Origin of the sequence: Dolosicoccus paucivorans (genome assembly GCF_900100125.1) — a bacterium.
Lineage (GTDB): Bacteria > Bacillota > Bacilli > Lactobacillales > Aerococcaceae > Dolosicoccus > Dolosicoccus paucivorans.
The window spans coordinates 1-25,940 of the sequence record NZ_FNEL01000026.1 but is presented as its reverse complement, the minus strand read 5'-3'; the positions used below and the strand labels follow the sequence as shown (position 1 = coordinate 25,940).

Sequence of the window (25,940 nt, the reverse complement as noted above, 5' to 3'; positions counted from 1 at the left end):
ATTATTGGGGTATAGCCAAGCGGTAAGGCACCGGACTTTGACTCCGTTATTCGTTGGTTCGAATCCAGCTACCCCAGTCATGAGGGCGGTATAGCCAAGTGGTAAGGCAGAGGTCTGCAAAACCTTTATCGCCGGTTCAAATCCGGCTACCGCCTTTTTCAATAAGATTCAAATACAATTCAAGGCGCTGTGGCGGAATTGGCAGACGCGTTGGACTCAAAATCCAATGTCCTTTGGACGTGTCGGTTCGATCCCGACCAGCGCTATCACAAAGAAGAGCTTCAAATCGTATAATCGGTTTGGGGCTCTTTTGTGGTTTCTAAGGTATTTTATTTCTATTCTAAATGGGTTGGACTCATAAGTTTTATTGTGATTAATTGAATTTATCCTTCTTTTTATTTATTATTGTTATAAATAATGATTAACATCGTGAACATTTGCTTATATTATTTTATTACGAGAATAAATGTAAGCGCTTTAATGAAGAAGTCTTAGAGGAGGTCAAAAATGAAAGTCACTATTTTCTCTACTTGCTTAATCGACTTAATGTTTCCCCACGTCGGTCAAGCAATGGTAGAGGTATTGGAACGTTTAGGGATTGAAACAGAGTTACCCGACAAACAAATTTGTTGTGGGCAACCAACCTTTAACAGTGGTTACGGCAAGGAAAGCTATCCGGTATTTAAAAATCAAATCGATGCCTTTGAAGGAGCCGACTATATTGTAGCTCCTGCCGGATCTTGTGCAGGAATGATGAAAGAATTACCTCACTTTTTTGAAAAAGATGATCCTTACTATGAAAAGGCGGTGGCCGTTGCGGAGCGGACCTATGAATTTACCCAATTTTTATACCGCGTATTAGGAATGAAAGATTTAGGAGCCACTTTAAATAAAAAAGGGACCTATCACCGCTCTTGTCATATGACCCGTATTTTAGGTGAGCGGGAAGCGCCTTTTATTTTGTTAGGTCATGTGAAAGATTTAGAAATGGTGCCTTTACCTCATATTGAAAACTGTTGCGGATTTGGTGGAACTTTTTTCTGTTAAAGAACCGGCTATTTCTGAAATGATGGTGACAGAAAAAGTGAACGATATCGTCTCCACTAACGCAGAAGTGTTAATTAGTGCAGATATGGGGTGCTTAATGAACATTGGCGGAAAGCTTAACCGTGATGGCATTGAAATTAAAGTGATGCATATTGCGGAAGTGTTGAATACGAATGTGGATTTAGACCGAATGGATCAACCTCAGTTACAAGAAGTGGAGGTCATTTAGATGAGCTTAAAGACAAGTGATAAGCCTTATGCTGAACGAATTAGAATAAGTGCAGCAGATGAATTTATGCGCAAGCTGTCCGAAAAGCCCAAGATTTACAATGGGATAAACGCGAAAGTGCTAGACAAGAATTAGGTAATTGGCAAGAATGGCGTAATATCGGTGAAAGTATCCGCCAACACGTTATTGGGCATTTACCTCATTATTTAGAAGAATTTAGTGACAATGTTGCCAAACAAGGGGGTCATGTCTTCTTTGCTCAAACCGCAAAGGAAGCCCAAGAATACGTCAAACAAGTTATTTTAGAAAAAGAAGCTAAACGGGTCGTTAAATCTAAATCAATGGTCACAACAGAAGTGGACCTTGATCCGATGATTTTAGAATTAGACGGTGTCGAAGTCATGGAAACGGACTTAGCGGAATTTATTTTACAAATGGATGATTGGGATGAACCGAGTCATATTGTTTTTCCAAGTATTCATAAAGACCGCGAGCGTACACGGCAAGTATTCGAACGCAAATTAGGCTATGAAGGTGATAACAATCCGGTCAATTTAGCTAAATTTGCTCGTCAAGTAATGCGCGACTATTTCTTAAAAGCAGATATCGGCATTACCGGCTGTAACTTTGCGATTGCGAATACGGGCCAAATCAACTTAGATACTAACGAAGGAAACGCGGATCTAACTATCAGTATTCCTAAAACACAAATTGTCTTAATGGGAATGGAGCGAATCGTTCCTTCCATGAAAGAAGCAGAAATTTTAGATAACTTATTAGCGCGCAGTGCCGTCGGACAAAACTTAACCACTTATGTCACTTTTGCAGGTCGTAAAAAGGAATTAGAATCTGACGGTCCGGAAGATTTCCATGTGGTTGTCTTAGATAATGGACGTTCCAATGCCTTAGGAACAGAATTTCAAGCCATTCTTCAATGTATTCGTTGTGGTGCTTGTTTAAACGTGTGTCCGGTGTATCGTCAAATTGGTGGCCAAGGTTACGGTTCAACCTATCCAGGTCCCATCGGTGCGGTATTATCTCCTGTATTAGGCGGATACGAGGAATTCGGCGAATTACCTTATGCCTCTAGTTTATGCGGCGCTTGTACTGAGACCTGTCCTGTTAAGATCCCACTTCATGAATTACTCATCGCCCATCGCCGGAAGATGACGAACGACTTGAAAATGAAAAAAGGGTTCGACAACTTCCAAATGAAGATGGTCGGTATCGGAACAGCTGTTCCTTTTGTTTTCAAAATGGCTTTAAAAATGGAACATTTAGGGTTAAGTCCATTACGTAAAAAACACCCGGTGACGGTGGAAAATATCTTTAATTATGGTGGATTTGTCAATCATGCGATGGGAATGGCGAAAGGTTGGACCGATGTGCGCGATTTACCTATGCCACCGAAGTACCGAGATAACTTTAGAGTGTGGTACAACAATCGTCATAAATAACCTGGCAGTTTACTTTTAAAAGGAAAGAAGGGAAACATTATGAGCCAAACAAATACCATTTACCGACGCGAAGCCTTTTTGAAACGATTAAAGGATAAACTAGAGGACCAACCTTATCAACCTTATGAGCTGATTTCTGATCTACCTCACCGACAATTAGATGATTTATCAGTGGATGAATTAATTGAAGTAGCCAAAGAGCGAGCCAATAAAGTTAATGCTGACTTCATTCAAACGGATCACGCACATTTAAATAATACCATTGAAGATATTATTCAAAAATGCGATAAAGGGCCAATCATTGTGCCAACAGACCCTCAATTTGACCAGTACCAAGTTATATTAGATGACAAACATTCCGTTTACCAATGGCAAATAGGTAGCGAATTTCGTGAAGAAAACATTATGGCGGCTGAAAAGAGTAATATTGCGATCGCATTTGCTCAATATTTCTTAGCCGAATCAGCCAGTGCTGTCGTTGAAACGTCCCCAGGTCAAGGGCGTTCACTGCATTTTTTACCAACCCACTATATTTCAATTATTCCTAAAAGCCGTATCGTCAAACGTTCCACTCAAGCAGCAGAAGCTTTTGACAAAAAACGTCACGACATGGGGTCCGCCATCCACTTTATTTCCGGACCTTCCAACTCAGGAGACATTGAAATGCAGTTGGTGACCGGACTGCACGGTCCTTTAAGAGTGTTTTACGTTGTCGTTGAAGACTTATAATGCCAAGCAAACTTGAGATCTTTTTCATAGGTCTCAAGTTTTTGCATTTTTAAAAGGCCCTAGAAAACTAGAGCCTTTAGAGCGAAAGAATAAACGTAGCTGAAAATACGTCTTAATTTATGATTTTGGAATAAATAGTCGGTCTTTACTCGAATAATAAAGTAACGCTAAAATAATTAAACAGACCACTGTATTAATTAAAAAGACATTCCCATTAACGATTAAAGAATATAGCCAAGCCGGTTGTCCTTCTGGGGCGTACATTCCAAAGAAGATCCAACCCGAAAGCCAATGACAAACATAACGAGCAAAAATCCCTATTAGTGACCATTTTAAAATATTCGGCAATGTGCGGTTCCTATAAGCGTATCCCGCTAGTCCTAATACCGTAAAAGCTAAAGGATAATCTAAAATCATTTGAACCGGGTGGACAAACCCATGGGCGTCTCCGGTTACAAATTGAAGTAACGCCCATAAAAAGCCGCCCATAAAACCAGCCTTAGGACCTCTTCTGATGGCTAAAATTAAAATAGGGACCATTGAAAAACTAAAGCTCCATGGACCGATACGAAACGCGGAGTCGATAAAGTCAATCAACATACTTAATGCGGCTAATAAAGCAATTTCCATCATGACAGTAGGTTGTAAACGTTTGTTCATAAGATACACACCTTTTTTTGTATAGTTATGAACCATAATATTTACCATATTCCTTCGCAAGCATTACCTTGACAGGTTCAAAGGGTTTCGTCCAAAGACATTCTCAGCAATTGCTCCCCTTATGGTTCATACAGTTTAAGTATACACAAACCTTTCATTTTTTCACATTAATATGAATCTTTCGTAAAATTCGTTATAATGTAAGTGTTATCATTCAAAGAAAGGTTGATTATATGTACCCATTACATCAATTATTAGAAGAACTAAAGAGTTACCGTTGGATGAATTTAACCCATGATGTAACAAAAGATATTCCTATTTATCATACCTTTAATCCTCTATCCGTTAATCAAATTTCGACCATCGACTCAGCCGGAGCTGATTCAAGAGAGTATACGATTGGTACATCTCACGGAACACATATTGATGCACCGATTCATTTTGCGAAAAATACACGTTATTTAGACGACATTTCTCAAAAAGAACGTGTCTTACCCTTATATGTTATCCACTTAGAAGATAAAGTAAAAGAAACACCGGGCTACTCTGTTACGGTAGAAGATATTAAAGCTTGGGAAGAAGAATTTGGCGAAATTCCAGCTGGAAGTTTCGTGGCTTTTTCGAGCGGTTGGTATAAAAACTTCCATAATACAAAAGCCTTTGAAAACCAAGATGAAGACGGGGTTCAACATACACCCGGCTGGTCCATTCCTGCTTTAGAATACTTAAGTCGGACTCGCGGCGTAACAGCCATTGGACATGAAACGCTCAATACAGATAGTGGGGTTGACGCAGCTAAAGCGGGCTTTTTAGACGCCGAATTATGGTGGTTAGCTGAAGACAAGTATCAAATTGAATTGATGACGAATTTAGATCAAGTCCCTTCTGTTGGAAGCTTAATTTGGATTGGTGTGCCTCATATTAAAGATGCACCAGGATTCCCCGCAGAAGTTTATGCGATCATTCCAGAAAAAGAATAACTCACATTAAAAAGATAGCACCGCTTTAAACAGTGCTATCTTTTTTTATTTTTTACATTTTGCAACAAAGGCTCTAAATAGTTCTAAACTGGCGTGGTCGTCTCCTAAAAGTAACATTTCTGGATGCCATTGTAAGCCGTAAATAGGCGCTTCTTTATGTTCAATCGCTTCAATTACTTGATCACCTGCGCTATAGGCGATGGCTTTAAAGTCAGATGCTAGATCTTTAATGGCCTGATGGTGACTTGTATTCACAAATAATTTATCGCCTAAAACAGGATGTAACCAAGAATCCTGTTCGATATTAACATGGTGAGATGGAAGAGTAAGAGTGGTTTCTTGACGATGTTGAATGTTGATGTTGGGATTTTGTGACAGATCTTGATATAACGTTCCGCCGTAAATCGCGTTAATTAACTGTAGACCCCGACAAATTCCTAAAACAGGCTTGCCTTGGCGAACCGCTTCTTTAATTAAAGCCGACTCCATCTCATCGCGAACGGGATCCAATTCACCTAGTTTTGGGTGAGGCTCTTCGCCGTACAATGACGGAGAGACGTCTTGACCTCCCGTGACAATTAATCCGTCGATTAAATGAACATATTGCTCTACTTCTTCCACATGACTAAAAGGTAAAGCAACCGATAAAGCGCCCGCTTTAATCATCGCATTCGTAAAACCATGCCAAGTCGCTTCGCCTGGAATGTTTTTAAGGCGCGTGTAGTTTAATGAATATTTTTCCGATGTAATACCAATGACTGGTTTCATGTGGATTCCTCCTTAAGGTTAAATGTATTTGACTATGAGTGTAACAATTATTTGCACAAAAAAACATCGGATTTAACGATATTTAAAACGTTAATTTCTAATTGTACGATAGATCTAATCAGTTTATAATAATAACTAAGTTGATTTTTAGGAGGGAAGCAAATGTTGAAAAGAATCGCAAAAGCATTCATTGGATTAATGTGCTTACAACTCATTATAGGAATTATTTTTAATAAACCATTAACGACTCACGCAAAAGATAAATATATTCTCGCAGTTGGTGCTGCAGATGGACCTTTTGGACGGATAAAGTCCGATGGCTCTTATGAAGGAATTGACTTGGAGCTGATTGGTGCCATTGCTGAATTAGAAGGATTTGAAGTCGAATTTAGACCGTTAGCTTTTAGTGCCGGGGTTTTAGCCGTTGAAAGTGGTCAAGTCGATGGAATTATTGCGGCGATGTCGATTACCGAAGAGCGGAAAAAGACCTTTGATTTTTCAGATCCGTATTTTGAAAGTGGGTTAGTGTTTGGTGTCCATAAAGACAGCGACATTAACGACCCTAAAGAATTAAAAGGTAAAAACGTCGCCATTAAAAATGGAACGTCCGGTGCCATGGTTGCTGAAGAGTTGCAACCGGAATTTGGCTATACACTTACAACTTTTGAAGATAGTCCAAGTATGTACGAAGACGTGGCAACTGGAAACAGTGTTGGGGTGTTTGAAGACGGAAGTTTAATGACTTATGCGATTAACGTCGGAGGAGCTCCCGTTCGTATGATTGGTGAGGAGATGGAAGTTGACGAGTACGGAATGGCTGTTTTAAAAGGGAATAACCCAGAGTTAATCGAGATGTTTAACGACGGCCTTAAGAAGTTAAAAGAATCCGGTGAATATGATGCGATTATCGAACGTAACCTTGGAGGAGAGGCCAAAGAAAAAAATGAAGCTGAAGGAGCGAGCTTTGTTGACCTCTTTAAAACCCATCGAAAAGCGTTATTGAGTGGGTTAGGTACAACCTTATGGATGACCGTTTTATCTATTTTAATCGCAACGGTCTTTGGATTACTCATTGGTTTGATGCGTACTTCTGATTCAACGGTCTTAAAAGCTATTAGTACGTTATACATTGATTTAATTCGTGGTGTACCGCTCATTGTTTTAGCTTTCTTTATTTACTTCGGTTTACCTCAAACCTTTGATTTTAGATTATCTTCTTATGTCGCAGGACTCATTACTTTAATTTTAAATGCGTCGGCTTATTTAGGAGAAATCGTCCGTTCAGGTATTCAAGCAGTGGATAAAGGCCAAACAGAAGCAGCCTATAGTTCAGGACTTACTTACTGGCAAACAATGCGTTATGTCATTATGCCACAAGCATTGCGTATTATTACGCCGTCCTATTTAAACCAAATGATCATTACACTAAAAGATACATCCATTTTATCTGTTATTGGATTAGTGGAGTTAACTCAAGCAGGTAAAATTATTATCTCAAGTAACTTCCAATCAGGAAAAATGTGGATGATGGTCGCATTAATGTACTTTATTGTCATTACAATATTAAGCAAGCTGTCGAATTATATCGATCGACATTATCATACTTATTAGAAAAAATTAAAAAGAAAAAGGAGAGAAATAATGACGGGAGCAATGTTAACCACTTTATTTCAAAGTATTTGTTTTTTAGCACTATTTTTACTTATTGGGTTTGTTTTAAGAGCGAAGGTGAAAGTTTTCCAAGAAACTTTTATTCCAGCTAGTGTCATCGGAGGATTTATTTTACTTTTATTAGGTCCTATTGGTTTAGGAATTTTGCCAATTCCTGAAGAGTGGATCCAGATCTGGTCGCTTATTCCTGGTATCTTAATTGTACCGGTTGTAACCGCAACGCCTCTTGGACTAGATTTAGGCGGAAAAGGCGCTGTTAATAAGTTTAAACCTGCGGTGCCATTATTTTTCATTATGTTTACCACTTATTACCTTCAAAATGCGATCGGTTTTGGTACAAACGAACTGTTTAGAGGAATGGGTCAAAACCTATACGACACCTTTGGTTGGGAGTTATGTATCGGCTATACAGGGGGTCACGGAACTGCTGGAATTTTAGGAAATATGTTAAGTGAATTAAATATTCCTTATTGGGAGACAGCTCAAGGTGTAGCAGTTACGATGGCTACCTTCGGTTTAGTTGGCGGTATTTTAATTGGGATGGTTCTTATTAACTGGGCAGCAAGAAACGGAGAAACGGCCGTTCTTAAAGAGCCTGGCGACATCCCTCAAGATGTTAAAGTTGGTTATGAAAGAGATATCACTAAACAAGGATCCCTTGGTCGAGAAACAACTAAATCAGCTTCAATGGATACGGTCACTTTCCATGCTGCGATTATCTTTATCGGATGTTTAATTGCTTACGGAATTCTAGATCTTTCTAAGAAATATAGTATCCCTGGATTGCAATCCATTTCTGTTTGGGCTTATGGTATTTTGGTGATGTTTATTATTTGGGGAATCATTCGAAAGTTAAACCTGGACTTTTTAATTGATCCTAACGTTAAAGGAAAAATTACAGGCCCGTTGACCGAATTTGCGGTGATTGGAGCGGTTGCTTCTCTTCCTTTAAAGACTGTTTTTACTTACTTTGTTCCAATTATGGTTATGGTCGTATTAGGATTTATCGGAACAGTGGGTATATTAGTATTCCTATGTAAAAGATACATCAAAGTTGATTGGTTTGAGCATATGATTGCTACATTAGGAATGAGTACGGGAGTATTTCTAACGGGACTATTACTACTAAAGATTTGTGACCCCGATTCTGAAAGTTCCGCTTTAGGAAACTATTCAATTTCTTTTTCAATCGTCTCAGCAATCACTTTTGCGATTATGCCCCTCATATTAAATATGGTGTTAACTAAAGGACCAGGAACAGCTTTCTTACTAACAGCTGGACTGACTATTTTTGGAATCATCGCAACGGCTGTTTCATCAAAATTACTTTTAAAAGACTAAGTTAGAAGTCATCACATAGGAAGGAGAACAAGATGGATAGATATAATAAGGAATTAGTTGAACTGGCCGAAGAAATTTGGGAGTATGCGGAAATTAAGTGGAAAGAACATAAGTCTGCAAAGGCTCAAAAAGAACTATTAAAAAAGTATGGATTTAAAATAAATGAAAATTTAGCGGACCTACCTACAGCATTTTCTGCGGAATATGAAAGAGGAGAGGGCGGCGTATCGATGGGGTTTTTAGGCGAATTTGATGCGCTATCTGGCCTTTCTCAAGTAGAAGATCTAGCAGAAAGAAAAGAAAAAGTAAAAGGTGCTTGTGGTCACGGCTGCGGGCACCAATTACTTGGTACCGCATCAATTGGTGCTGCGCTAAAGTTAAAAGATTATTTGGATGAAAATAATCTGGATGGAAAGGTTGTGTACTTTGGCTGTCCTGCAGAAGAAGGCGGAAGTGGTAAAGCTTTTATGGCTAAAGCAGGTTGTTTTGATGCAGTCGACATTGCGATGACTTGGCATCCTTTTAATGGGAACGCCATTTTTACCGGATCCCTTCAAGCGAACACCCAAGTTTATGTTCGCTTTAAAGGAAGAGGATCCCACGCAGCTATGACTCCTCATCTAGGAAGATCTGCACTGGATGGACTGGAACTTGTTAACATTGGAGTTCAATTTCTAAGAGAACATATGCAAGACTTTGAAAGAATTCACTACTCTATTACCGATCCAGGTTCCGAGTCGCCTAACGTCGTGCAGCCTTATGCTGAAGGAATTTATTTAATTCGTTCAAAAGATACTGAGCATGTTAAACGGCTCTATGAGCGATTTGAGAAAATTGTTGAAGGTGCAGGGTTAATGACCGAAACGGAACCGGAAATTATTTTTGATAAAGCGTGTTCTAACGTCATCCCGAACTCTATTGTAGAAAAAGAGCTCTACAAGGCTTTCCTAGAAGAAGGACCGGTGGAATTCACTGAAGAAGAGATAAACTATGCTAAGAAATTTAGAAAGACTTTCTCTGAAGAAAACATTGAAAGTGAAATAACCCTTGGCTTTGCACAAAACAAGGCTGATGAATTAAATTATCTAAAGAATCATATTCTTTATGATAAGATACTGGACTATCAACATTCTTCTGAAACGATCATGGGTTCTTCGGATGTAGGAGATTGTTCGAATGTGGTGCCAACCGCTCAAATAACTACAGCTTGTTTTGCGATAGGAACTACTGCTCACTCGTGGCAAGAAGTAGCCCAAGGCAAGTCATCAATGGCAATGAAAGGAATGTTTAAGGCGTCTGACGTCATGGCCAGAGCCGCTAGAAGTTTTATTAATGATCCTGAACTGGTCAAAAAAGCTCAAGATGAACTGATTGCAGTTCGTGGTGAAACGTTTATTTCGCCAATTCCAGATGGTGCTAAACCACGAATGGATTAAATGTTTGAACCTGTCGTTTACAAAAAACGATAGGTTTTTTATTTTTTCAAAGGGATTTTACTAAAATAAACATAGTACCTATTATTTAAAGGAGCGATTATTTATGGCACAAGATACCCCCTTAACTTTACGTAACTTAAATATTTACAGTATTTTCACACGTAACTACAGCCAAGAAGGAACGTTTAAAGCGGTTCAAGAAGATTTAGATCGCATCCAAGCTTTAGGAACCGATGTGATTTGGTTTTTACCGTTTTATCCAAATGGTGAAGTCAATAAAAAAGGAACCATTGGTTCGCCTTATGCGATTAGTAATTACCGTGAAATTGACCCGCGTCACGGAACGCTAGAAGACTTTAAAGAACTTATCAAGGCAGCTCACGATAAAGGGTTAAAAGTAATGATTGGTATTGTCTTTAACCACACGTCTCCCGATTCTTATTTAGTGAAACATCATCCCGATTGGTTCTACAAAAAGCCTAATGGGGACTTTGGTAACCGAGTAGGCGATTGGTATGACGTGATCGATTTAGATTATAACCAAAAAGAGTTATGGAACCATCAATTAGAAACCATTGAATATTGGCGCAAATCGTCGATGGCTTCCGATGTGACGTAGCACCTTTAGTGCCATTAGACTTTTGGCGACAAGCAAGACAGCGAGTGCAACAAATTAAGCCAGACTTTATTTGGTTAGCAGAATCCATTGAACCTAACTTTATTCGTACGTTACGTGGCAACGGTTTAACGGCTTTAAGTGACAGCGAGTGTTATGAAGCTTTTGATTTAACCTATGACTATGACGTCAGTGAAGCTTTAGAAGCTTATTTAGATGGTGATCAACCATTAAGCTATTACATTCATCATATTAATCAACAGGATGTTTTGTATCCAAGTAATTATGTTAAAATGCACCACTTAGAAAATCATGACCGTAATCGCATCGCCAGCCGCATTACTCATGAGCGCGATTTAATACATTGGACAGCTTTTAACTATTTACAAAAAGGGGCGGTGTTAATTTATAACGGTCAAGAAGTTCAAAGTGATCATACCCCTAGTTTATTCGATCCAGATCAAATCAACTGGCAATGGGAGAAGGATTTAAGTCCATTGATGAGCCGCTTAGCGCACTTACACAAAACTATCATCCCCATTGATAACTCGATTTATACTGTGACAGCCGATGATGAAACACAAACAGTCACCACACAATTTAAAACCGTTGACGAAGAATTACTCGTTGTCGGGCACTTTAACTTACAACAAACGGATCAACCGATTAAAACACCACTTTCTGACGGAGAGCATACAAACTTAATTAACGATCAATCATTTACTGTCCGCAATGGGCGCATTGAAATGATCGATGAACCAATTCTTGTTAAAGTCTCGCAATAAGAAAATGAAAATAGTTTATGAAAAGGCTTGCAAAATGGAACAAAATGTAAGATAATAAAGCTGTAATGAAAACGTTTTCAAAAAACCAAGTCAATTTATATGAAGGAGCGTATGTCAATGAAGAAATTATTAACAGGTTTAACAACGGCAGCTTTAGCACTATCAAGTGTTCTATCAGCTGGGTTAGGCTTTAGTCAAGTAGCTCACGCAGAAGAAACATTAATCGTCTCTGCAGCGGGAGTATATGATTACGTTATTGAAAATATCGAAGAATTCGAGAAAGAAAATAACGTCAAAGTTGAAGTTTGGGATAAAGATATGTTCGAAGTACTTGAAGGGATCACTTTAGACGGTCCAGCAGGTACGGGAGCAGACGTCATGATTGCACCTTACGACCGTATTGGTGGTTTAGGAATGACAGGTCAAATTAAACCAGTTCAATTACTAGAAGAAGCTAATTATGACGAAACAGACATTCAACAAGTAACAGCAGAAGGTCAAATTTTTGGTGCACCCGCTGTTATTGAAGCGTTAGTTATGTACTACCATAAAGATCTTTTAGATAAAGCCCCTGAAACGTTTGAAGAGTTAGAAGCCCTAGCAAAAGACGACAAATATGCGTTTGACGGAGAAGAAGGACGTAACATCGGCTTCTTAGCAAACTGGACCGACTTCTATCATTCATACGGTTTACTAGCAGGTTACGGTGGATATGTCTTTGGTGATAACGGAACAAACCCAGAAGATATTGGTTTAAACACACCAGGTGCCATTGAAGGGATTGAATATGCAACAAAATGGTATCAAGAAACTTGGCCACAAGGTATGTTAGACAAATCAAGTGCGCCAGACTTTGTTAACCAATCTTTTGCTGATGGTAACACAGCAGCAATTATCGCTGGACCATGGGAAGCAAATGGTTTCAACGAGAAAAATGTTAACTACGGTGTTGCTAAGATTCCTACACTACCAAACGGTGAAGAATATCAACCATTTGGTGGCGGTAAGGGTTGGGTTATTTCAGCCTATACTCAAAAAGATGAATTAGCACAAAAATTCTTAGATTGGGTATCTTCTGAAGAACAACAAACAAAACTTTACGAACGCTTAGGTGAAGTCCCAGCGAACCAAGTTGCCCGTGAAAAAGCGGCTCAAGATGATAACGAATTAACTGCAGCAGTTATCGATGTTTACCAAAACGCGGTACCAATGCCAAACATTCCACAAATGGCAGAAGTTTGGGTTGGAGCAGAAAGCTTAATGTTTGATGCAACTTCTGGAACAAAATCAGCAGAAGAAGCAGCAAACGATGCAGTTCAATTAATTAAAGATGCGATTGCTCAAAAAGCATATTAATTCATAACGAATGGAGTCGGCTGGAATGAGTCGGCTCCTTTTTTATCATAGTGTTTAGAAAGGGAGAGTCGGTATGCAACAAACACAACCTTCACACCGAAGTCCTGCAACAGCCATGGGGTTATCCATTATTCCCGGGTTAGGTCAAATTTACAATAAGCAAATGATTAAAGGGGTTTTATTTTTAATCATTACTTTATTATTTGGCTTAGAGATGAAGAACTTTGGTTATCAAGCGTTATATAATTTATGGACCTTAGGGCAAGTTCCTTTTGAAGATCATTCATTATTTATGATGATTTTTGGTTCAATTCAATTGTTAGTGACGTTAATTTTTATCGGTTTTTATGCTTTTAATATTTATGACGCTAAACGTGTAGCAACTTTTTGGAATGAAGGCATTCCTGTTAACCAAAAGTTGCAAGAGCTACTCAATAACGTTTACGAAAATGGGTTTGCTTATTTACTCATCGTTCCGTCATATATCGGTATGACTTTTGCGATTATTTTCCCCGTACTCGTTACCGTTTTTATGGCGTTTGTGGATTACAGTTTCTTAAATATGCCACCTGCCAAATTGCTTAATTGGGTCGGGTTAGAAAACTTTAAAAACATTTTCTTCTTAAGTACCTTTAGAGATGCTTTCTTATCGGTATTTAGTTGGACATTAATTTGGACCATTCTAGCGACAACACTTCAAATTACTTTAGGTATTTTAACTGCTGTTGTAGCGAACCAAGAATTTATTAAAGGACGCCGTATTTTTGGAGTTATTTTCTTACTTCCTTGGGCTGTTCCGGCATTTATTACCATTTTATCTTTTTCCAACATGTTTAACGACTCCTTTGGAGCCATTAACACACAAGTTATTCCGTTTTTAAATAAGTTCATTCCATTTTTAAGTATTAGTCGAATTGCTTGGAAGACGAATCCATTTTGGACGAAAACAGCCATTATTTTAATTCAAGGCTGGCTCGGGTTCCCATATATTTACGTTATGGTGACCAGTATTTTACAATCCATCCCTCACGATTTATATGAAGCGGCTCGGATTGATGGAGCAGGCGCGTTACGTCAATTTAAAGACATTACGTTCCCAACGATTATTGCGGTAGCAGCACCGGTGTTTATTACCCAATATACAGGTAACTTTAACAACTTCACGATGATTTACCTCTTTAACGATGGAGGTCCGGGAAGTGTCGGTGGAGGAGCTGGAGCGACGGATATTTTAATTTCGTGGATCTTTAAGTTAACCAGTGGAACCTCACCTCAATTCTCACTTGCGGCTGCCTTGACGTTAATTGTGTCCTTTTTAGTAATTAGTGTGTCACTCATTGTCTTTAAGAAAAGCAATGCCTTTGATATGGGAGGAGAGTAATTATGGCTTACAGATCAGCAAAAAACAAACGTCGCTTAGCACGCTTTTTGACTTATGCTTATATGGTGTTGTTAAGTATTATTATTATTTATCCTCTACTCGTTACGGCCAGTTCTGCCTTTCAAGCGGGGAATACAACGGCCTTTAAGTTAGACTTTAACGCCTCATGGACGTTAGATAACTTTAGACGTTTATTTAGTGAAACGCCTTATTTAACGTGGTATAAAAACACGTTAATTATTGCGTTATCAACCATGGTGATTCAAGTTATCGTCGTCACTTTAGCAGGGTACGCTTACAGCCGTTACCGCTTCATTGGACGTAAGGGAAGTTTGAAGTTTTTCTTAATTATTCAAATGGTTCCAACAATGGCTGCTTTAACTGCCTTTTTCGTCATGGCCTTTTTACTCGGTGCAATTAACTCTTATTGGTTCTTATCCGCTTTATATATTGGTGGCGGTATTCCAATGAATACTTACTTAATGAAGGGGTACTTTGATACGGTGCCGATTGATTTAGACGAATCAGCTAAAATTGACGGAGCCGGACATATTCGCCGTTTCTGGGAGATTATTCTACCTCTTGTTAGACCGATGATTGCGGTGCAAGCTTTATGGGCCTTTATGGGACCTTTTGGAGACTACATGTTAGCTAAATTCTTATTACGTAGTCAAGATGCATACACTGTTGCGGTCGGGTTACAAACTTTTATTACCGACGTTCGTAACCAAAAGGTGGCCTTCTTTGCGGCGGGAGCGATTTTAATTGCGGTGCCGATTTCTTTACTTTTCTTCCTCTTACAAAAACACTTTGTCGCAGGATTAACGGCTGGAGGAACGAAAGGATAATGTGTATTAAGGAAGTGAGCAAGTTTGATTCAATATTTTCCCTTTAACTACTTTTGGGTGAGCTTATCGCCAACGCGTATTTTTAAATACCGACGTTATTTGTCCATCTTACAAAGTCTATTTATTCTACTTTTTTTAAGTGCGCTACTACTAATTCCGGCCACGTTACAGTTGTCGAAACAAATGCCGGGCCAGCTAGATTTTTATAGCTCTTTAGCCTTTGAAGAAATCGACGATAGACTTTGGCAACAGTTTCAACAAGGCGAAGAAAAGACAGATCAAACGTCAGATCATTTCATTAAAGTCGGCGGCGAAAAGCCGGGCGAATTAGATGATTCCCTATTAGCTGTTTGGTTAGGTCAAGACGAATTTATACTAAAAGACCCTAACAAACCCATGATCCAAGCTCACTATACTAATAAACAAACTTTACTCGAGGCAAAAAGTCTAACAGACTTTAAAAAAGAGCTGTCTAAGCAGTGGAGTGAACAGTACGCTCTTCCATTACGTTTAGTCAGTCTAGCAATGGTTTCCTTATTAATCAGTATCAATTTACTTTTATTAGTAGCCGGATCGACGTTCTTTTTATCCTTAATGAAGAAAAGTCCTCTGTATACCATTGAAAGTGTTAAAGAAGCCTTTGTGATGACATTAAATAGTTTAGGACTGCCCACTTTTATTACTTTTATTTGTGGGTGGTTCACTAAAAATTTAGCCGCTCTTTTTATTATTCATGGTTTATTATTTGTCTTAAATTTACTAGCCTCTTATTGGCGAACTCATTTTAATGATCAATATATTGATCCTACACTCGATATTTGAAAGGAAGTGCTTGAATGGTTTCGATTAATTTAGAGCATATTTACAAAAAATATCCCGGCGCAGAAAAATATTCTGTAACGGACTTTGATATGCAAATTGAAGATAAAGAATTTATTGTCTTTGTTGGTCCTTCTGGATGCGGTAAATCAACCACCCTACGTATGATTGCAGGTTTAGAAGAAATTACTAAAGGCGAATTAATTATTGATGGTAAAGTGATGAACGACGTGGAGCCAAAGGACCGCGACATTGCGATGGTTTTCCAAAACTACGCGTTGTATCCTCATATGACGGTCTTTGATAATATGGCTTACGGCTTACGTCTTCGTAAAATGGACGAAGGAATTATTAAAGAAAAGGTGGAAAATGCAGCCAAAGTTTTAGGGTTAGACCAATTATTAGAACGTAAACCGGCGGCATTATCTGGAGGGCAACGTCAACGGGTGGCTTTAGGACGCGCTATTGTGCGAGACGCAAAGGTATTCTTAATGGATGAGCCTTTATCCAACTTAGATGCCAAGTTAAGAGTGCAAATGCGTGCTGAAATCGCAAGACTTCATAACTCTTTAGATACAACGACTATTTACGTAACCCACGACCAAACAGAAGCGATGACGTTAGCTTCACGAATTGTTGTCATGAACGATGGGTTTATTCAACAAATTGGTACACCAACAGACGTTTATGACAAACCGGTCAATATGTTTGTGGCAAGCTTTATGGGGTCACCTGCGATGAACTTTTTTGACGTGGTTTACCGCGATGGCTACGTAGAAGGCCCAGCCTTTAGATTACCTGTTTTTGAGCCTGATCGTCGCAATTTAGAAGAAAAAGGGTATAATGGTAAAAAGATCGTCTTAGGCATTCGTCCAGAACATATTCAAACAGAACAATTAGCTCTTGAACTAGATCCTGAAGCAAATGTGACGGGACGTGTGCAAGTGGTGGAATTAACGGGCGCTGAGACGATGATTTACTTAGAAAAAGAAGGCGTGGAATTTGTCTCCCGTGTTAACGTCCGCGATCAGTTCGCTTTAGATGATTTAGTCGAAGTGGCTTTTAATATGAACAAAGTACACTTTTTTGATGCTGAAACCGAGGAGCTTATTACCCGCAGTTAGGAGTGGTAACACGTGTTTCAATTGCCCCAAACCGATCTGAAAACGAGTCGTTTAATTCAAGGTTGTATGCGCCTAGCTGGTCACGATCCTTTTGTGATTGATGAAGTGCTACAAACAAACCTTGATTTAGGCATGAACTTTTTTGACCATGCAGATATTTATGCTAAAGGAGAGAGTCAAAAAGAATTTGCTAAGAGTATGAAGCGACTAGGTGTGTCAAGAGATCAATATTTCTTACAATCTAAAGCAGGTATTTGTAAAGGGTATTATAATTCGTCAAAGGATTATATTTTAACTGCTGTTGACGGTATTTTAAAAGATTTACAAACGGACTATTTAGATGTGTTTTTAATTCATCGTCCTGATCAGTTAACGACTTATAGCGAAGTGGCTGAGACCTTTAATGAACTATATAAGGAAGGAAAAGTTCGCTACTTTGGTGTCAGCAACTTCTCACTGCAACAATTAGAATCCCTTCAACATTATATGGATCACCCGTTAGTTATCAACCAACTTCAATTTGGTCCCGCTCACCCTGGGTTAGTCACTCAAGGCATTGAAGTGAATATGACGCTGGTTAAGCAAACGACCAATGTAGACGGCTTATTAGACTACATGCAGCGGGAACAAATTACAATGCAAGCTTGGTCACCTTTTCAAGTGAACTTGCAAGATGGACTCTTTATGAATCACCCTCAGTACAAAGGATTAACTGATGTCATTCGCGGGATTGCTTTTGATCACCAAACGAGCTTTGAAGCGATTGTCATGGCATGGATCTTAAAACATCCAGCCAATATTCAACCGATTATCGGCTCAATGACTCCAGAACGAATTCGACATAGCGCAAAGGGGTTAGAGGTCAACTTATCTAAAGAAGAGTGGTACCGCATTTATGCTGCAAGTACGGGTCGTTTACCATAATAAATAAAACTAGAGCCTCCAAGCGCTCTAGTTTTTTTGTGCATACAAATAGCCCGGCTCCTATGAACCGGGCTTAGCTGTTTACTTTTTAATCCTTGGATAGTGTCTTAAGTGGATCAAAAAGTTTAGCGCATATTAATTGAGTGGTCGCTTTCTAAATGCCAAATATCTTCGTTGTAATCAGAAATTGTACGATCTGATGAGAAGAACCCAGCATGAGCGATGTTATTGACCACTTGTTTCATCCACTTGTCTTGATCTTCGTATTGTTCATACATATACTCTTTAACGTCGATGAACTCTTCTAAGTCAATTAAAGCCATGAAGTAGTCTTTTGATAAGATGTCGTTATGTAGACGGTGTAAGCGTTCACGGTTTCCGTGTTTTTTCATTTCGTCGCTAACGATAAAGTCAACTAACGGTTTGATGCGAGGACGAGAGTAATAGTCTTGTGGGCGGTAGCCGTTTGTGTTGTATAATTCAACAATATCTTGTGAGCTACGTCCAAAGGTATAAATGTTGTCTCCGCCGACACGTTCAGCAATTTCAACGTTTGCTCCGTCAAAGGTACAAATCGTTAAAGCACCGTTTAACATGAACTTCATATTACCTGTACCACTTGCTTCTTTAGAAGCTAGCGAAATTTGTTCAGAAATATCCGCTGCCGGAATTAACACTTCTGCTTTAGAGACGTTGTAGTTTTCAACCATCACAACTTGGAAGTGTGGTGACACGTCTGGATCTTCTTCAATTAATTTAGATAGAAGAGAGATGGTATGCATAATATCTTGAGCAATAGTATAAGCAGGTGCTGCTTTACCACCGAATAGAATCGTAATTGGTGTGGCAGGGATGTTACCTTTTTTAATATCAAAGTATTTATGAACAATGTAAAGCATTAACATTTGTTGACGCTTATACTCATGGAACCGTTTAATTTGAATATCAATGATTGAGTTTTCGTTAATCACAGTACCTTGATCTTTTTCTAAACGTTTCTTCAAAGTGACTTTGTTGTGTTGTTTTAATTCAGCAAGACGGGCGTGAATCTCTTTATCGTCTTCATACTTTAATAATCCACGTAAGTCATGATCTTTACGCCAACCTTCGCCGAGTAACTCATCAAATAATTCAGCCAGTTCTGGGTTACAGTTCATAATCCAGCGACGGAAGGTAATTCCGTTTGTTTTGTTGTTGAAACGTTCTGGATAATGCTTGTAGAAATGAGATAGCTCGCTTGTTTTTAAAATTTGTGTATGAAGGGCAGCCACCCCGTTAGTACTAAAGCCAAAGTGGATTGCCATACTTGCCATATGAGCCACATCGTTTTGGTCGATAATAAAGATTTCTGGACTATCAGGGAACTCAGCGCGAACGTGTTGGTCCAATTGACGAATAATTCCTGCAATTTCAGGCATTAACATGTCAATATCAGCCATTGGCCATTTCTCTAAAGCTTCCGCTAAAATCGTATGGTTTGTAAAGGCGACGATTGATTTGACGACTTCAACTGCTTCTTCAAAGGTTAATCCGTGTTGAGTTGTTAATAAACGAATTAATTCTGGAATAATGAAGGCAGGGTGCGTATCGTTAATTTGAATGACTGCATAATCAGCTAAGTCGCGTAAGTTACTTCCGCGCTCTTTTGCTTCTTGTAAAATGAGTTGAGCAGCGTTAGATACCATAAAGTATTGTTGGTAAATACGTAATAATAGCCCTTGGTGATCTGAGTCATCTGGATATAAGAATAAGGTCAAGTTTTCTTTAATGTTGGTTTTATCAAAGAAAATTGAGTTAGATTCGATAATATCCGCTGAAACAGAATCTAAGTCGAATAGACGTAGGCGGTTTTTCTTGTTTTGGTCGTAACCATATACATCAATATCATATAAAGTCGATGTTAACGTAAAGTCACGAAACGGCACTTCAAATTGAATTGATGATTTGTTTAACCAAGTTTCTTGAGTTAACCACTCATCTGGAACAGCTGCTTGTTGGTAGTCGTTAATAAGTTGTTTGAATAACCCGAAGTGGTAGTTTAATCCAACCCCGTCGCCGTTAATTCCAAGAGAAGCCATTGAGTCTAAGAAACAAGCCGCTAAACGACCTAAACCACCGTTACCTAGTGAAGGCTCTAATTCCGCCTGCTCAACGTCGGCGATGGATTTACCAACAGCGTTTAATTCTTTTTCAACTTCGTCATATAGACCTAAGTTTAACAAGTTGTTAGATAATAATTTACCAATTAAAAATTCTGCCGATACGTAATATACTTTCTTTTTAGCGTCGTTGGTTGGTAAATTACCACCCACTTCTTGAATTAAATCCAGTAACCCTTTATAGAGTTCTTGATCTGAACTTTCCTTAATCGATTGGTCAAATTCGCGTTGCATAATGTCTTCTAATTGTCCCATTGTAAATATAAACTCCTTTATAAATTATTCTTTTGGTGCGCGGAAATAAGTTTCCGTCAGTTCTAATAAAAATGCTTTAATATCTGGTGTAATCGCTCCGTCTTTCATGCGCCACTTCCAGTTTTGGCCGATAGTGTTTGGACTGTTCATCCGGCTCCAGCCAGGTAAATCAAGTAGATCTTGCATCGTATAGATCGCTGTATCACATACGCTTGCAGCAATACCGCGGTTTTGTGCTTGAGTGACGAGTTCGTCCTCGCGACGGTTCATATAGCGATCGAATTGATCTTGTTGAACCTTTGATGCACTCTCATACCAACCGCGACCCGTATCGTTATCGTGGGTTCCCACATAGACGACAGAGTTTTTAGTGTAGTGGTGAGGTAGGTCCGTACTATCTTCATAGCCATTAAAGCCGAATTGGAAGATAACCATTCCTGGATATCCAGTATACTCGCGCATGGCTTTTACTTCATCAGTCATAAAGCCCAAATCTTCAGCGATAATTGGCAATTCGCCCATTTCTTCTTTAATAGTCTTAAATAAATCGATGCCTGGTCCTTTTGACCACTGACCATTGCGGGCTGTTTCATCGCCAAAGGGTACTTCCCAAAAAGATTCGAACCCTCTAAAGTGGTCGATGCGTACAATATCGTAAAGTTTTAAACTTTCTTCTAAACGCCAAATCCACCATTTGTAGCCAGTTTGTTTCATATAAACCCAGTTATAAATGGGGTTCCCCCAAAATTGTCCGTCGTCACTAAAGTTATCCGGTGGGGTTCCTGCTACAGTCAATAAATTGTTGTCTTCATCCACTTTAAATAATTCAGGGGATGTCCACATTTCCACACTGTCGTGGGCGACGTAGATTGGTAAGTCGCCAATAATTTGAATCCCTTTATCATTGGCGTAATCTTTTACTGCCATCCACTGTTTATTAAAGAAATATTGGATGACTAAGTGGAAAGAATAAGTTGATGCGTGTTCCTTGCGGTAACGATCAACCACTTCCTCGTTATAATGTTTGACTTCCTCATCCCACTCAAACCACGGCTTTAAATCGAATTGTTCTTTAATGGTCATATAATCTGCAAAGGACAATAACCATTTAGAGTTCGTTTCGATAAAGGTGTAATAATCATCTGGGGGTGACATTTGTAAAAAGTTCTCGACAGCTTTTTCAAGTAAAGGACGGCGGACGTTAAAAATTAATCCATAATCCACACTTTCGCAGTCATCGCCAAAATGAACGTCTTTTACGTCATCTTGTGTTAAGTAACCCTCTTCAATGAGTTTATCTAAATCGATAAAATGAGTATTTCCTGCAAAAGCAGAAAAAGACTGATAAGGAGAATCCCCGTAACTTGTTGTTGTAAGTGGTAAGATTTGCCAATAAGATTGTTTTGTTTCTTCTAAAAAGTCAACAAAATCATAAGCGGCCTTACCAAAGCTTCCAATCCCATAAGGACTTGGTAGGGAAGAAATGTGCATCAAGACACCACTTGCTCGCTCCATAAGTTAACCTCCTAATATTTTTATTGTTGAGTTTATTATATCGGTAATGAAACAGTTATGCAAACGTTTGCACGAAAAAGTTTTACTCTTTTCTTTTATTTGTCTTTTCTAATCAATGGACAGATGTCCTCTATGCCTTTAAGATAAAGGAAAGTAGCGTATTCAAATAGTGGAAACGCTTTCTTAAATGAGGGAAAACAATTATAATAAATAATAGACAGATTGCCTTGAAGAGAGGAAGCAACGATGAAAGTAACTATTAAAGATGTGGCCAAATTAGCAGGGGTCTCCCCAGCGACCGTGTCGCGAGTCATTGGAGACCACCCGGCCATTACCAAAAAAACACAACAAAAAGTAAGAGAAGCTATGAAAGAAGTCGGGTACTATCCTAACCTTAATGCGCGTCGTTTAGCCAGTAAGAAAGCTCACGCCTTAGGGATTGTTTTGCCGACAGAAACTGATAATTTCTACCAAAACCCATTCTTTCCAACCGTCTTAAGAGGAATTAATAACCGCGCTTCTAGAAAAGAATACGCCTTGCAACTATCCATGGGGCATACCGTGGAAGAACGTTTAGACCATGTTCGCAAAATGGTTTACGGTATGCAAGTCGACGGAATTATCTTTTTATATGCCAACAAAAATGACAAAATTATTCAATTCGTCCGACAAGCGAATATGCCTTATGTCATTATTGGATATTCAGAAGTCGATAGTGAAGCCTTTGCGGATAACGATAACCACCTGGCCGGCTACGAAGTCACTAAAGAATTAATCGATAAAGGGTATCAACGAATTGGTTATTTAGGAACTGATGGAGATTTTACCTTCGTTAATTTCCGTAAAGAAGGCTACGCTAAAGCGATGAAAGAAGCTGGGCTAGAAGAAAAAGTAACCTTAGGGCTTACGATTGATCAAGAAGTCTCCCCTACATGGTGGGACGGGGTAGATAGTTTAGTCATTGCCGATGAATTATTAGCTCAACGGGTGGCATGGCAAATGTTAGAGTCTGGAGTTCAGCTACCTATTTATAGTTTTAGTTCCTATCACAACCCTCTTTATGAAAACAGTCGCTTTATGACGTTTAAAAATATGGACGCTCAATCCTTAGGACGTCAAGCAGTTGATATTTTGTTTAAATCACTCAATAAAAAAAGTAAATAAAAAAAAGACCCTTGCCAAAAGAGCAAGGATCTTTTTAACAAGTCGCTTAGCGCTGGAGTAATGGATCATCCGGCGTTAAAGCGGCTTTTTGTTTTTGGCCACTAATCCAGTAACCGACAATCATTGCTACAGAGATCGCAATACCGATTCCGTAAACTAAAGTGCTTGGTGGGAAGTGAAACCCTTCCTCAGCGGTCATAATGTAAATGACACACGCAAATAACATAAAGATTGCCGGAATAAAGGTCATTAAGTAGTTACGGCTCTTTAAGTATAAGTAGCGAGTCGCTACAAGTAGAGCAATAACGGCTGTCACTTGGTTAGCCCAAGTGAAGTAACGCCAAATAATGTTAAAGTCGATAAAAGTTAAGAAGAATGACACCACATATAAAGGTAATGTCACCATTAAAATCTTAGCTAAAGTATCTTGAGGGATATTAAAGTAATCCGCCAAAATATTACGCAAGGCTCTAAAGGCAGATAAACCTGAAGATAAAGGTAAAACGATCACTCCAATAATTGCTAAGGTACCAATGGTTTGGCCAAGTAGTAAGACCGACACTTCGTTAACGACTAAAGATGGCGTTCCTTGAGCGATTGTATTGGCTAATTCGATCTTATCGTAAATTGCCAGGGAAACAGCTAACCAAATCATTGCAATCACCCCTTCAGCAATCATCATGCCGTAGAAAGTGAAACGACCTTCCGTTTCTGTACGCATCGTACGAGAAATCATGGGTGTTTGAGTGGCATGAAATCCTGATAAGGCCCCACAAGAAATCGTAAAGAATAAACCAGGGAAGATAGAAATATTATTCGGGTGTTGATAGGAAAAAGACGCAAGGGTTAGTTCTTGCATTTGTGCTCCACCCGCACCCATTAACATTCTAACTCCAATGGCTAAAGTTGAAATGATTAAGATCGCTCCAAACCATGGGTAAACTTTACCTAAAGCTTTATCAATCGGTAGAATCGTTGAAATAATATAGTAAATAAAAATAGCAATAATTAATATCTTTAACGGAATGGTCCCCGGTAAAATAGCTTGTAGTAAGCTCGCTGGGGAAATAACAAATACTGTTCCTACTAATAACAGTAAAAGAGTCGCAAATAAGTTAACTAAATGTTTCCAATTTTTACCTAAATAGGTAGAGGTTAATTCTGGTAAATGAGCTCCATTGTTACGAATGGAAATCATTCCAATCATATAATCATGAACCGCTCCCGCGAAAATATTCCCCAACACAATCCAAATAAAACCAACCGGACCATATAAAGCACCTAAGATGGGACCAAAAATCGGACCAGTTCCGGCGATATTTAATAATTGAATAATCGCATTCTTCCATTTCGGCATCGGAACATAGTCAATCCCATCTCTTAACGTCTCCGCAGGGGTCGGTCGCATGGGGTCAGGGTTAAAGGTTCGCTCTACGTATCGGCCGTAAATAAAGTAGCCGGCGAGTAATAAAGCGACACCTACAATAAAAGTAATCATCTCTTTTTCCTCCTTAAATAAATTCTTACAACAATAGTTTATCATCGTTTGTGAAAAATAAAAGTGAAACGCTTTCATGTTTGATAAGAGTTTAAGGAGAAAATTTTGAATCAAATTCACAAGCAAAAGAATGGTCGTAGTAAAGAATTATCTTGAGGGAAATCGAGTCATAATTGATGCGCCAAAACCCTCTTTTTGTAACGGTTACAAATAACTAGGGTGTGAAAGAGGGCGTATATAATCACAAGGTAAAAGTTCAAAATCATTATTATCAAAATTTAATTTTATACAAACCTTGATATATAAAGGTTTATGAGAGTTGTTAAAAGTTTATTTTACAAATATATTCCATTGTGCTATACTGAACTCACCGACATCTAAGAAAAGTTTACAGCCAAGTTTAAAAGGCTGAAAATTTTATAGATTATAACCATTACAAATAATTAAAAAGGAAGGTACACACTTATGTCTAAGAGAAAAAATGGATTTAATCCACTTCCAGAAGTACATAATAGATACTCAATTCGTCGCTTCTCAGTAGGGACGGCGTCAGTGTTGATTGGAGCAACACTGTTTTTTTGGCGTGCAGCCTGATTTATTATCAGTACAGGCGCAAGAAGATATTTCAATCGAGGTGCAAGGTTCTCTGGCTGAACCTGAAACCTCTCAGGAAATATTAGACCAAGCAGTTGAAACAGAATCAGTTGCTCCTATGGCGGGAGAAGCGATTAAAGTTGAAACGACACCAGAAGTGTCTGTAGAAGAAACCGAAAAGCAAGAAGTAGAAGAAGCTTCAAGTGAAGAAGCAAGCTCTTCGGAAGAAACAAAAGAAGTTGCTGTCTAGAGTAGTCAAACATATGTGACACACACTTAAAGTTCTAGTACAAAATAAATAGAATTGAATGGGGTTCTGGGGGACCGCGGCCCCCCAGAAAAAATTAAGCACTTTGTGATTCAAAGTATTGGGCCACGACTTCATTTGGACTCAAAAAGTTAAGTACTTTACGATGGATATTATTACTTCGGTTAATATAACGCGCATGCGCCTTAAATAACGCTTCTTCTGACGTAAATATTCGACGATGGTAAAAGCGCTCGTCGTCAATTCGATGGCTACGCTCTACCTTACCATTCTGCCAAGGCGAATAAGGGCGTGTTCTCTTGTACTGAATCCCTTT

The 25,940-nt window shown here is 38.8% G+C and carries 22 protein-coding genes, 3 tRNA genes, 2 pseudogenes and 1 riboswitch; of the genes and pseudogenes, 21 read left to right on the top strand and 6 right to left on the bottom strand.

Annotated features, from left to right (window positions below; all coding sequences use genetic code 11):
• Window positions 1-5 precede the first annotated feature (5 nt).
• From BLR79_RS05100 to BLR79_RS05075, 6 genes and pseudogenes are all read left to right on the top strand, one after another.
• Window positions 6-77, top strand: a tRNA-Gln gene (locus BLR79_RS05100).
• Between the two features lie 7 nt (window positions 78-84).
• Window positions 85-155 (top strand) — tRNA-Cys (locus tag BLR79_RS05095).
• Window positions 156-183: 28 nt separating this feature from the next.
• Window positions 184-266, top strand: a tRNA-Leu gene (locus tag BLR79_RS05090).
• A gap of 241 nt (window positions 267-507) precedes the next feature.
• A pseudogene (locus BLR79_RS05085) lies at window positions 508-1,276 on the top strand ((Fe-S)-binding protein).
• Window positions 1,277-2,733, top strand: a pseudogene (locus BLR79_RS05080) (LutB/LldF family L-lactate oxidation iron-sulfur protein).
• Between the two features lie 39 nt (window positions 2,734-2,772).
• Window positions 2,773-3,462 (top strand): LutC/YkgG family protein, encoded by a 690-nt coding sequence (locus BLR79_RS05075; RefSeq protein ID WP_092085499.1) that lies wholly within the window; start codon window positions 2,773-2,775, stop codon window positions 3,460-3,462.
• Between the two features lie 117 nt (window positions 3,463-3,579).
• On the opposite strand, the gene thiT is transcribed toward BLR79_RS05075, so the two are convergent.
• Window positions 3,580-4,122, bottom strand: a complete 543-nt coding sequence (gene thiT, locus BLR79_RS05070; RefSeq protein ID WP_159427602.1) for an energy-coupled thiamine transporter ThiT — start codon at window positions 4,120-4,122, stop codon at window positions 3,580-3,582.
• Window positions 4,123-4,154: 32 nt separating this feature from the next.
• Window positions 4,155-4,252, bottom strand: a riboswitch (TPP riboswitch).
• Window positions 4,253-4,355: 103 nt separating this feature from the next.
• Here thiT and BLR79_RS05065 point away from each other — a divergent pair.
• On the top strand, window positions 4,356-5,102 hold the full coding sequence (locus BLR79_RS05065) for a cyclase family protein (RefSeq protein ID WP_092085495.1): 747 nt from the start codon (window positions 4,356-4,358) through the stop codon (window positions 5,100-5,102).
• Window positions 5,103-5,147: 45 nt separating this feature from the next.
• Here the strand turns inward: BLR79_RS05065 and BLR79_RS05060 are convergent, their stop codons facing one another.
• A complete protein-coding gene (locus tag BLR79_RS05060) occupies window positions 5,148-5,870 on the bottom strand; it encodes a gamma-glutamyl-gamma-aminobutyrate hydrolase family protein (protein WP_092085493.1) in 723 nt (240 codons plus the stop codon).
• Window positions 5,871-6,032: 162 nt separating this feature from the next.
• On the opposite strand from BLR79_RS05060, the gene BLR79_RS05055 reads away from it, so the two are divergent.
• The 11 genes from BLR79_RS05055 to BLR79_RS05010 all read left to right on the top strand — a co-directional run bounded on the left by BLR79_RS05055 (window position 6,033) and on the right by BLR79_RS05010 (window position 18,171).
• Window positions 6,033-7,481, top strand: coding sequence for an ABC transporter substrate-binding protein/permease (locus tag BLR79_RS05055; protein WP_092085491.1), 1,449 nt, complete (start codon window positions 6,033-6,035; stop codon window positions 7,479-7,481).
• A 30-nt stretch (window positions 7,482-7,511) separates the two neighbouring features.
• Window positions 7,512-8,882 carry a sodium/glutamate symporter gene (locus BLR79_RS05050; protein ID WP_200778867.1) on the top strand — a complete coding sequence of 457 codons (1,371 nt, stop codon included), beginning with the start codon at window positions 7,512-7,514 and terminating at the stop codon, window positions 8,880-8,882.
• A gap of 32 nt (window positions 8,883-8,914) precedes the next feature.
• A complete protein-coding gene (locus BLR79_RS05045; RefSeq protein WP_092085487.1) occupies window positions 8,915-10,318 on the top strand; it encodes an amidohydrolase in 1,404 nt (467 codons plus the stop codon).
• Between the two features lie 103 nt (window positions 10,319-10,421).
• Window positions 10,422-10,937, top strand: a complete 516-nt coding sequence (locus BLR79_RS09205; protein ID WP_234970825.1) for an alpha-amylase family glycosyl hydrolase — start codon at window positions 10,422-10,424, stop codon at window positions 10,935-10,937.
• Window positions 10,901-11,719 carry an alpha-amylase family glycosyl hydrolase gene (locus tag BLR79_RS09200; RefSeq protein ID WP_234970824.1) on the top strand — a complete coding sequence of 273 codons (819 nt, stop codon included), beginning with the start codon at window positions 10,901-10,903 and terminating at the stop codon, window positions 11,717-11,719. Before BLR79_RS09205 ends, BLR79_RS09200 begins: the two co-directional genes overlap by 37 nt.
• Before the next feature lie 99 nt (window positions 11,720-11,818).
• Window positions 11,819-13,075 carry an extracellular solute-binding protein gene (locus BLR79_RS05035; RefSeq protein WP_234970821.1) on the top strand — a complete coding sequence of 419 codons (1,257 nt, stop codon included), beginning with the start codon at window positions 11,819-11,821 and terminating at the stop codon, window positions 13,073-13,075.
• Window positions 13,076-13,148: 73 nt separating this feature from the next.
• Window positions 13,149-14,456: a sugar ABC transporter permease gene (locus BLR79_RS05030; RefSeq protein WP_092085483.1), complete on the top strand. Its 1,308-nt coding sequence runs from the start codon at window positions 13,149-13,151 to the stop codon at window positions 14,454-14,456.
• Window positions 14,457-14,458: 2 nt separating this feature from the next.
• Complete coding sequence (locus tag BLR79_RS05025; protein ID WP_092085481.1) at window positions 14,459-15,304, top strand: sugar ABC transporter permease; 846 nt, start codon at window positions 14,459-14,461, stop codon at window positions 15,302-15,304.
• A gap of 24 nt (window positions 15,305-15,328) precedes the next feature.
• Window positions 15,329-16,126 (top strand): hypothetical protein, encoded by a 798-nt coding sequence (locus BLR79_RS05020; RefSeq protein ID WP_092085479.1) that lies wholly within the window; start codon window positions 15,329-15,331, stop codon window positions 16,124-16,126.
• Window positions 16,127-16,140: 14 nt separating this feature from the next.
• Complete coding sequence (locus BLR79_RS05015; protein ID WP_092085477.1) at window positions 16,141-17,247, top strand: ABC transporter ATP-binding protein; 1,107 nt, start codon at window positions 16,141-16,143, stop codon at window positions 17,245-17,247.
• A gap of 12 nt (window positions 17,248-17,259) precedes the next feature.
• Window positions 17,260-18,171 carry an aldo/keto reductase gene (locus BLR79_RS05010; protein WP_092085475.1) on the top strand — a complete coding sequence of 304 codons (912 nt, stop codon included), beginning with the start codon at window positions 17,260-17,262 and terminating at the stop codon, window positions 18,169-18,171.
• A gap of 125 nt (window positions 18,172-18,296) precedes the next feature.
• Here the strand turns inward: BLR79_RS05010 and glgP are convergent, their stop codons facing one another.
• Entirely contained in the window at window positions 18,297-20,585 is a 2,289-nt protein-coding gene (gene glgP, locus BLR79_RS05005; RefSeq protein ID WP_092085473.1) for a glycogen/starch/alpha-glucan phosphorylase, read from the bottom strand.
• 24 nt (window positions 20,586-20,609) lie between these two features.
• Window positions 20,610-22,100, bottom strand: coding sequence for a 4-alpha-glucanotransferase (gene malQ, locus BLR79_RS05000; RefSeq protein WP_092085471.1), 1,491 nt, complete (start codon window positions 22,098-22,100; stop codon window positions 20,610-20,612).
• 246 nt (window positions 22,101-22,346) lie between these two features.
• On the opposite strand from malQ, the gene BLR79_RS04995 reads away from it, so the two are divergent.
• Window positions 22,347-23,264, top strand: coding sequence for a LacI family DNA-binding transcriptional regulator (locus BLR79_RS04995; RefSeq protein WP_092085469.1), 918 nt, complete (start codon window positions 22,347-22,349; stop codon window positions 23,262-23,264).
• A 46-nt stretch (window positions 23,265-23,310) separates the two neighbouring features.
• On the opposite strand, the gene BLR79_RS04990 is transcribed toward BLR79_RS04995, so the two are convergent.
• Window positions 23,311-24,762, bottom strand: coding sequence for a carbon starvation CstA family protein (locus BLR79_RS04990; protein ID WP_092085467.1), 1,452 nt, complete (start codon window positions 24,760-24,762; stop codon window positions 23,311-23,313).
• 465 nt (window positions 24,763-25,227) lie between these two features.
• On the opposite strand from BLR79_RS04990, the gene BLR79_RS09120 reads away from it, so the two are divergent.
• Both BLR79_RS09120 and BLR79_RS04980 read left to right on the top strand, forming a co-directional pair.
• On the top strand, window positions 25,228-25,356 hold the full coding sequence (locus BLR79_RS09120) for a YSIRK-type signal peptide-containing protein (protein WP_092085465.1): 129 nt from the start codon (window positions 25,228-25,230) through the stop codon (window positions 25,354-25,356).
• Window positions 25,346-25,606, top strand: a complete 261-nt coding sequence (locus BLR79_RS04980) for a hypothetical protein (RefSeq protein WP_092085463.1) — start codon at window positions 25,346-25,348, stop codon at window positions 25,604-25,606. The genes BLR79_RS09120 and BLR79_RS04980 overlap by 11 nt, the downstream gene beginning before the upstream one ends.
• Before the next feature lie 94 nt (window positions 25,607-25,700).
• Here the strand turns inward: BLR79_RS04980 and BLR79_RS04975 are convergent.
• The coding region (locus tag BLR79_RS04975; protein ID WP_143338784.1) for an integrase core domain-containing protein at window positions 25,701-25,940 on the bottom strand (240 nt) is incomplete at its 5' end.

Coding starts and splice junctions, on each gene's coding strand:
- BLR79_RS05050 (WP_200778867.1), top strand. CDS start 7,512: ATGACGGGAGCAATGTTAACCACTTTATTTCAAAGTATTTGTTTTTTA.
- BLR79_RS05075 (WP_092085499.1), top strand. CDS start 2,773: ATGAGCCAAACAAATACCATTTACCGACGCGAAGCCTTTTTGAAACGA.
- BLR79_RS04990 (WP_092085467.1), bottom strand. CDS start 24,762: ATGATTACTTTTATTGTAGGTGTCGCTTTATTACTCGCCGGCTACTTT.
- thiT (WP_159427602.1), bottom strand. CDS start 4,122: ATGAACAAACGTTTACAACCTACTGTCATGATGGAAATTGCTTTATTA.
- BLR79_RS05055 (WP_092085491.1), top strand. CDS start 6,033: ATGTTGAAAAGAATCGCAAAAGCATTCATTGGATTAATGTGCTTACAA.
- BLR79_RS05065 (WP_092085495.1), top strand. CDS start 4,356: ATGTACCCATTACATCAATTATTAGAAGAACTAAAGAGTTACCGTTGG.
- BLR79_RS04995 (WP_092085469.1), top strand. CDS start 22,347: ATGAAAGTAACTATTAAAGATGTGGCCAAATTAGCAGGGGTCTCCCCA.
- BLR79_RS05060 (WP_092085493.1), bottom strand. CDS start 5,870: ATGAAACCAGTCATTGGTATTACATCGGAAAAATATTCATTAAACTAC.
- BLR79_RS05025 (WP_092085481.1), top strand. CDS start 14,459: ATGGCTTACAGATCAGCAAAAAACAAACGTCGCTTAGCACGCTTTTTG.
- BLR79_RS09205 (WP_234970825.1), top strand. CDS start 10,422: ATGGCACAAGATACCCCCTTAACTTTACGTAACTTAAATATTTACAGT.
- malQ (WP_092085471.1), bottom strand. CDS start 22,100: ATGGAGCGAGCAAGTGGTGTCTTGATGCACATTTCTTCCCTACCAAGT.
- BLR79_RS05015 (WP_092085477.1), top strand. CDS start 16,141: ATGGTTTCGATTAATTTAGAGCATATTTACAAAAAATATCCCGGCGCA.
- BLR79_RS05045 (WP_092085487.1), top strand. CDS start 8,915: ATGGATAGATATAATAAGGAATTAGTTGAACTGGCCGAAGAAATTTGG.
- BLR79_RS05030 (WP_092085483.1), top strand. CDS start 13,149: ATGCAACAAACACAACCTTCACACCGAAGTCCTGCAACAGCCATGGGG.
- glgP (WP_092085473.1), bottom strand. CDS start 20,585: ATGGGACAATTAGAAGACATTATGCAACGCGAATTTGACCAATCGATT.
- BLR79_RS05035 (WP_234970821.1), top strand. CDS start 11,819: ATGAAGGAGCGTATGTCAATGAAGAAATTATTAACAGGTTTAACAACG.
- BLR79_RS09120 (WP_092085465.1), top strand. CDS start 25,228: ATGTCTAAGAGAAAAAATGGATTTAATCCACTTCCAGAAGTACATAAT.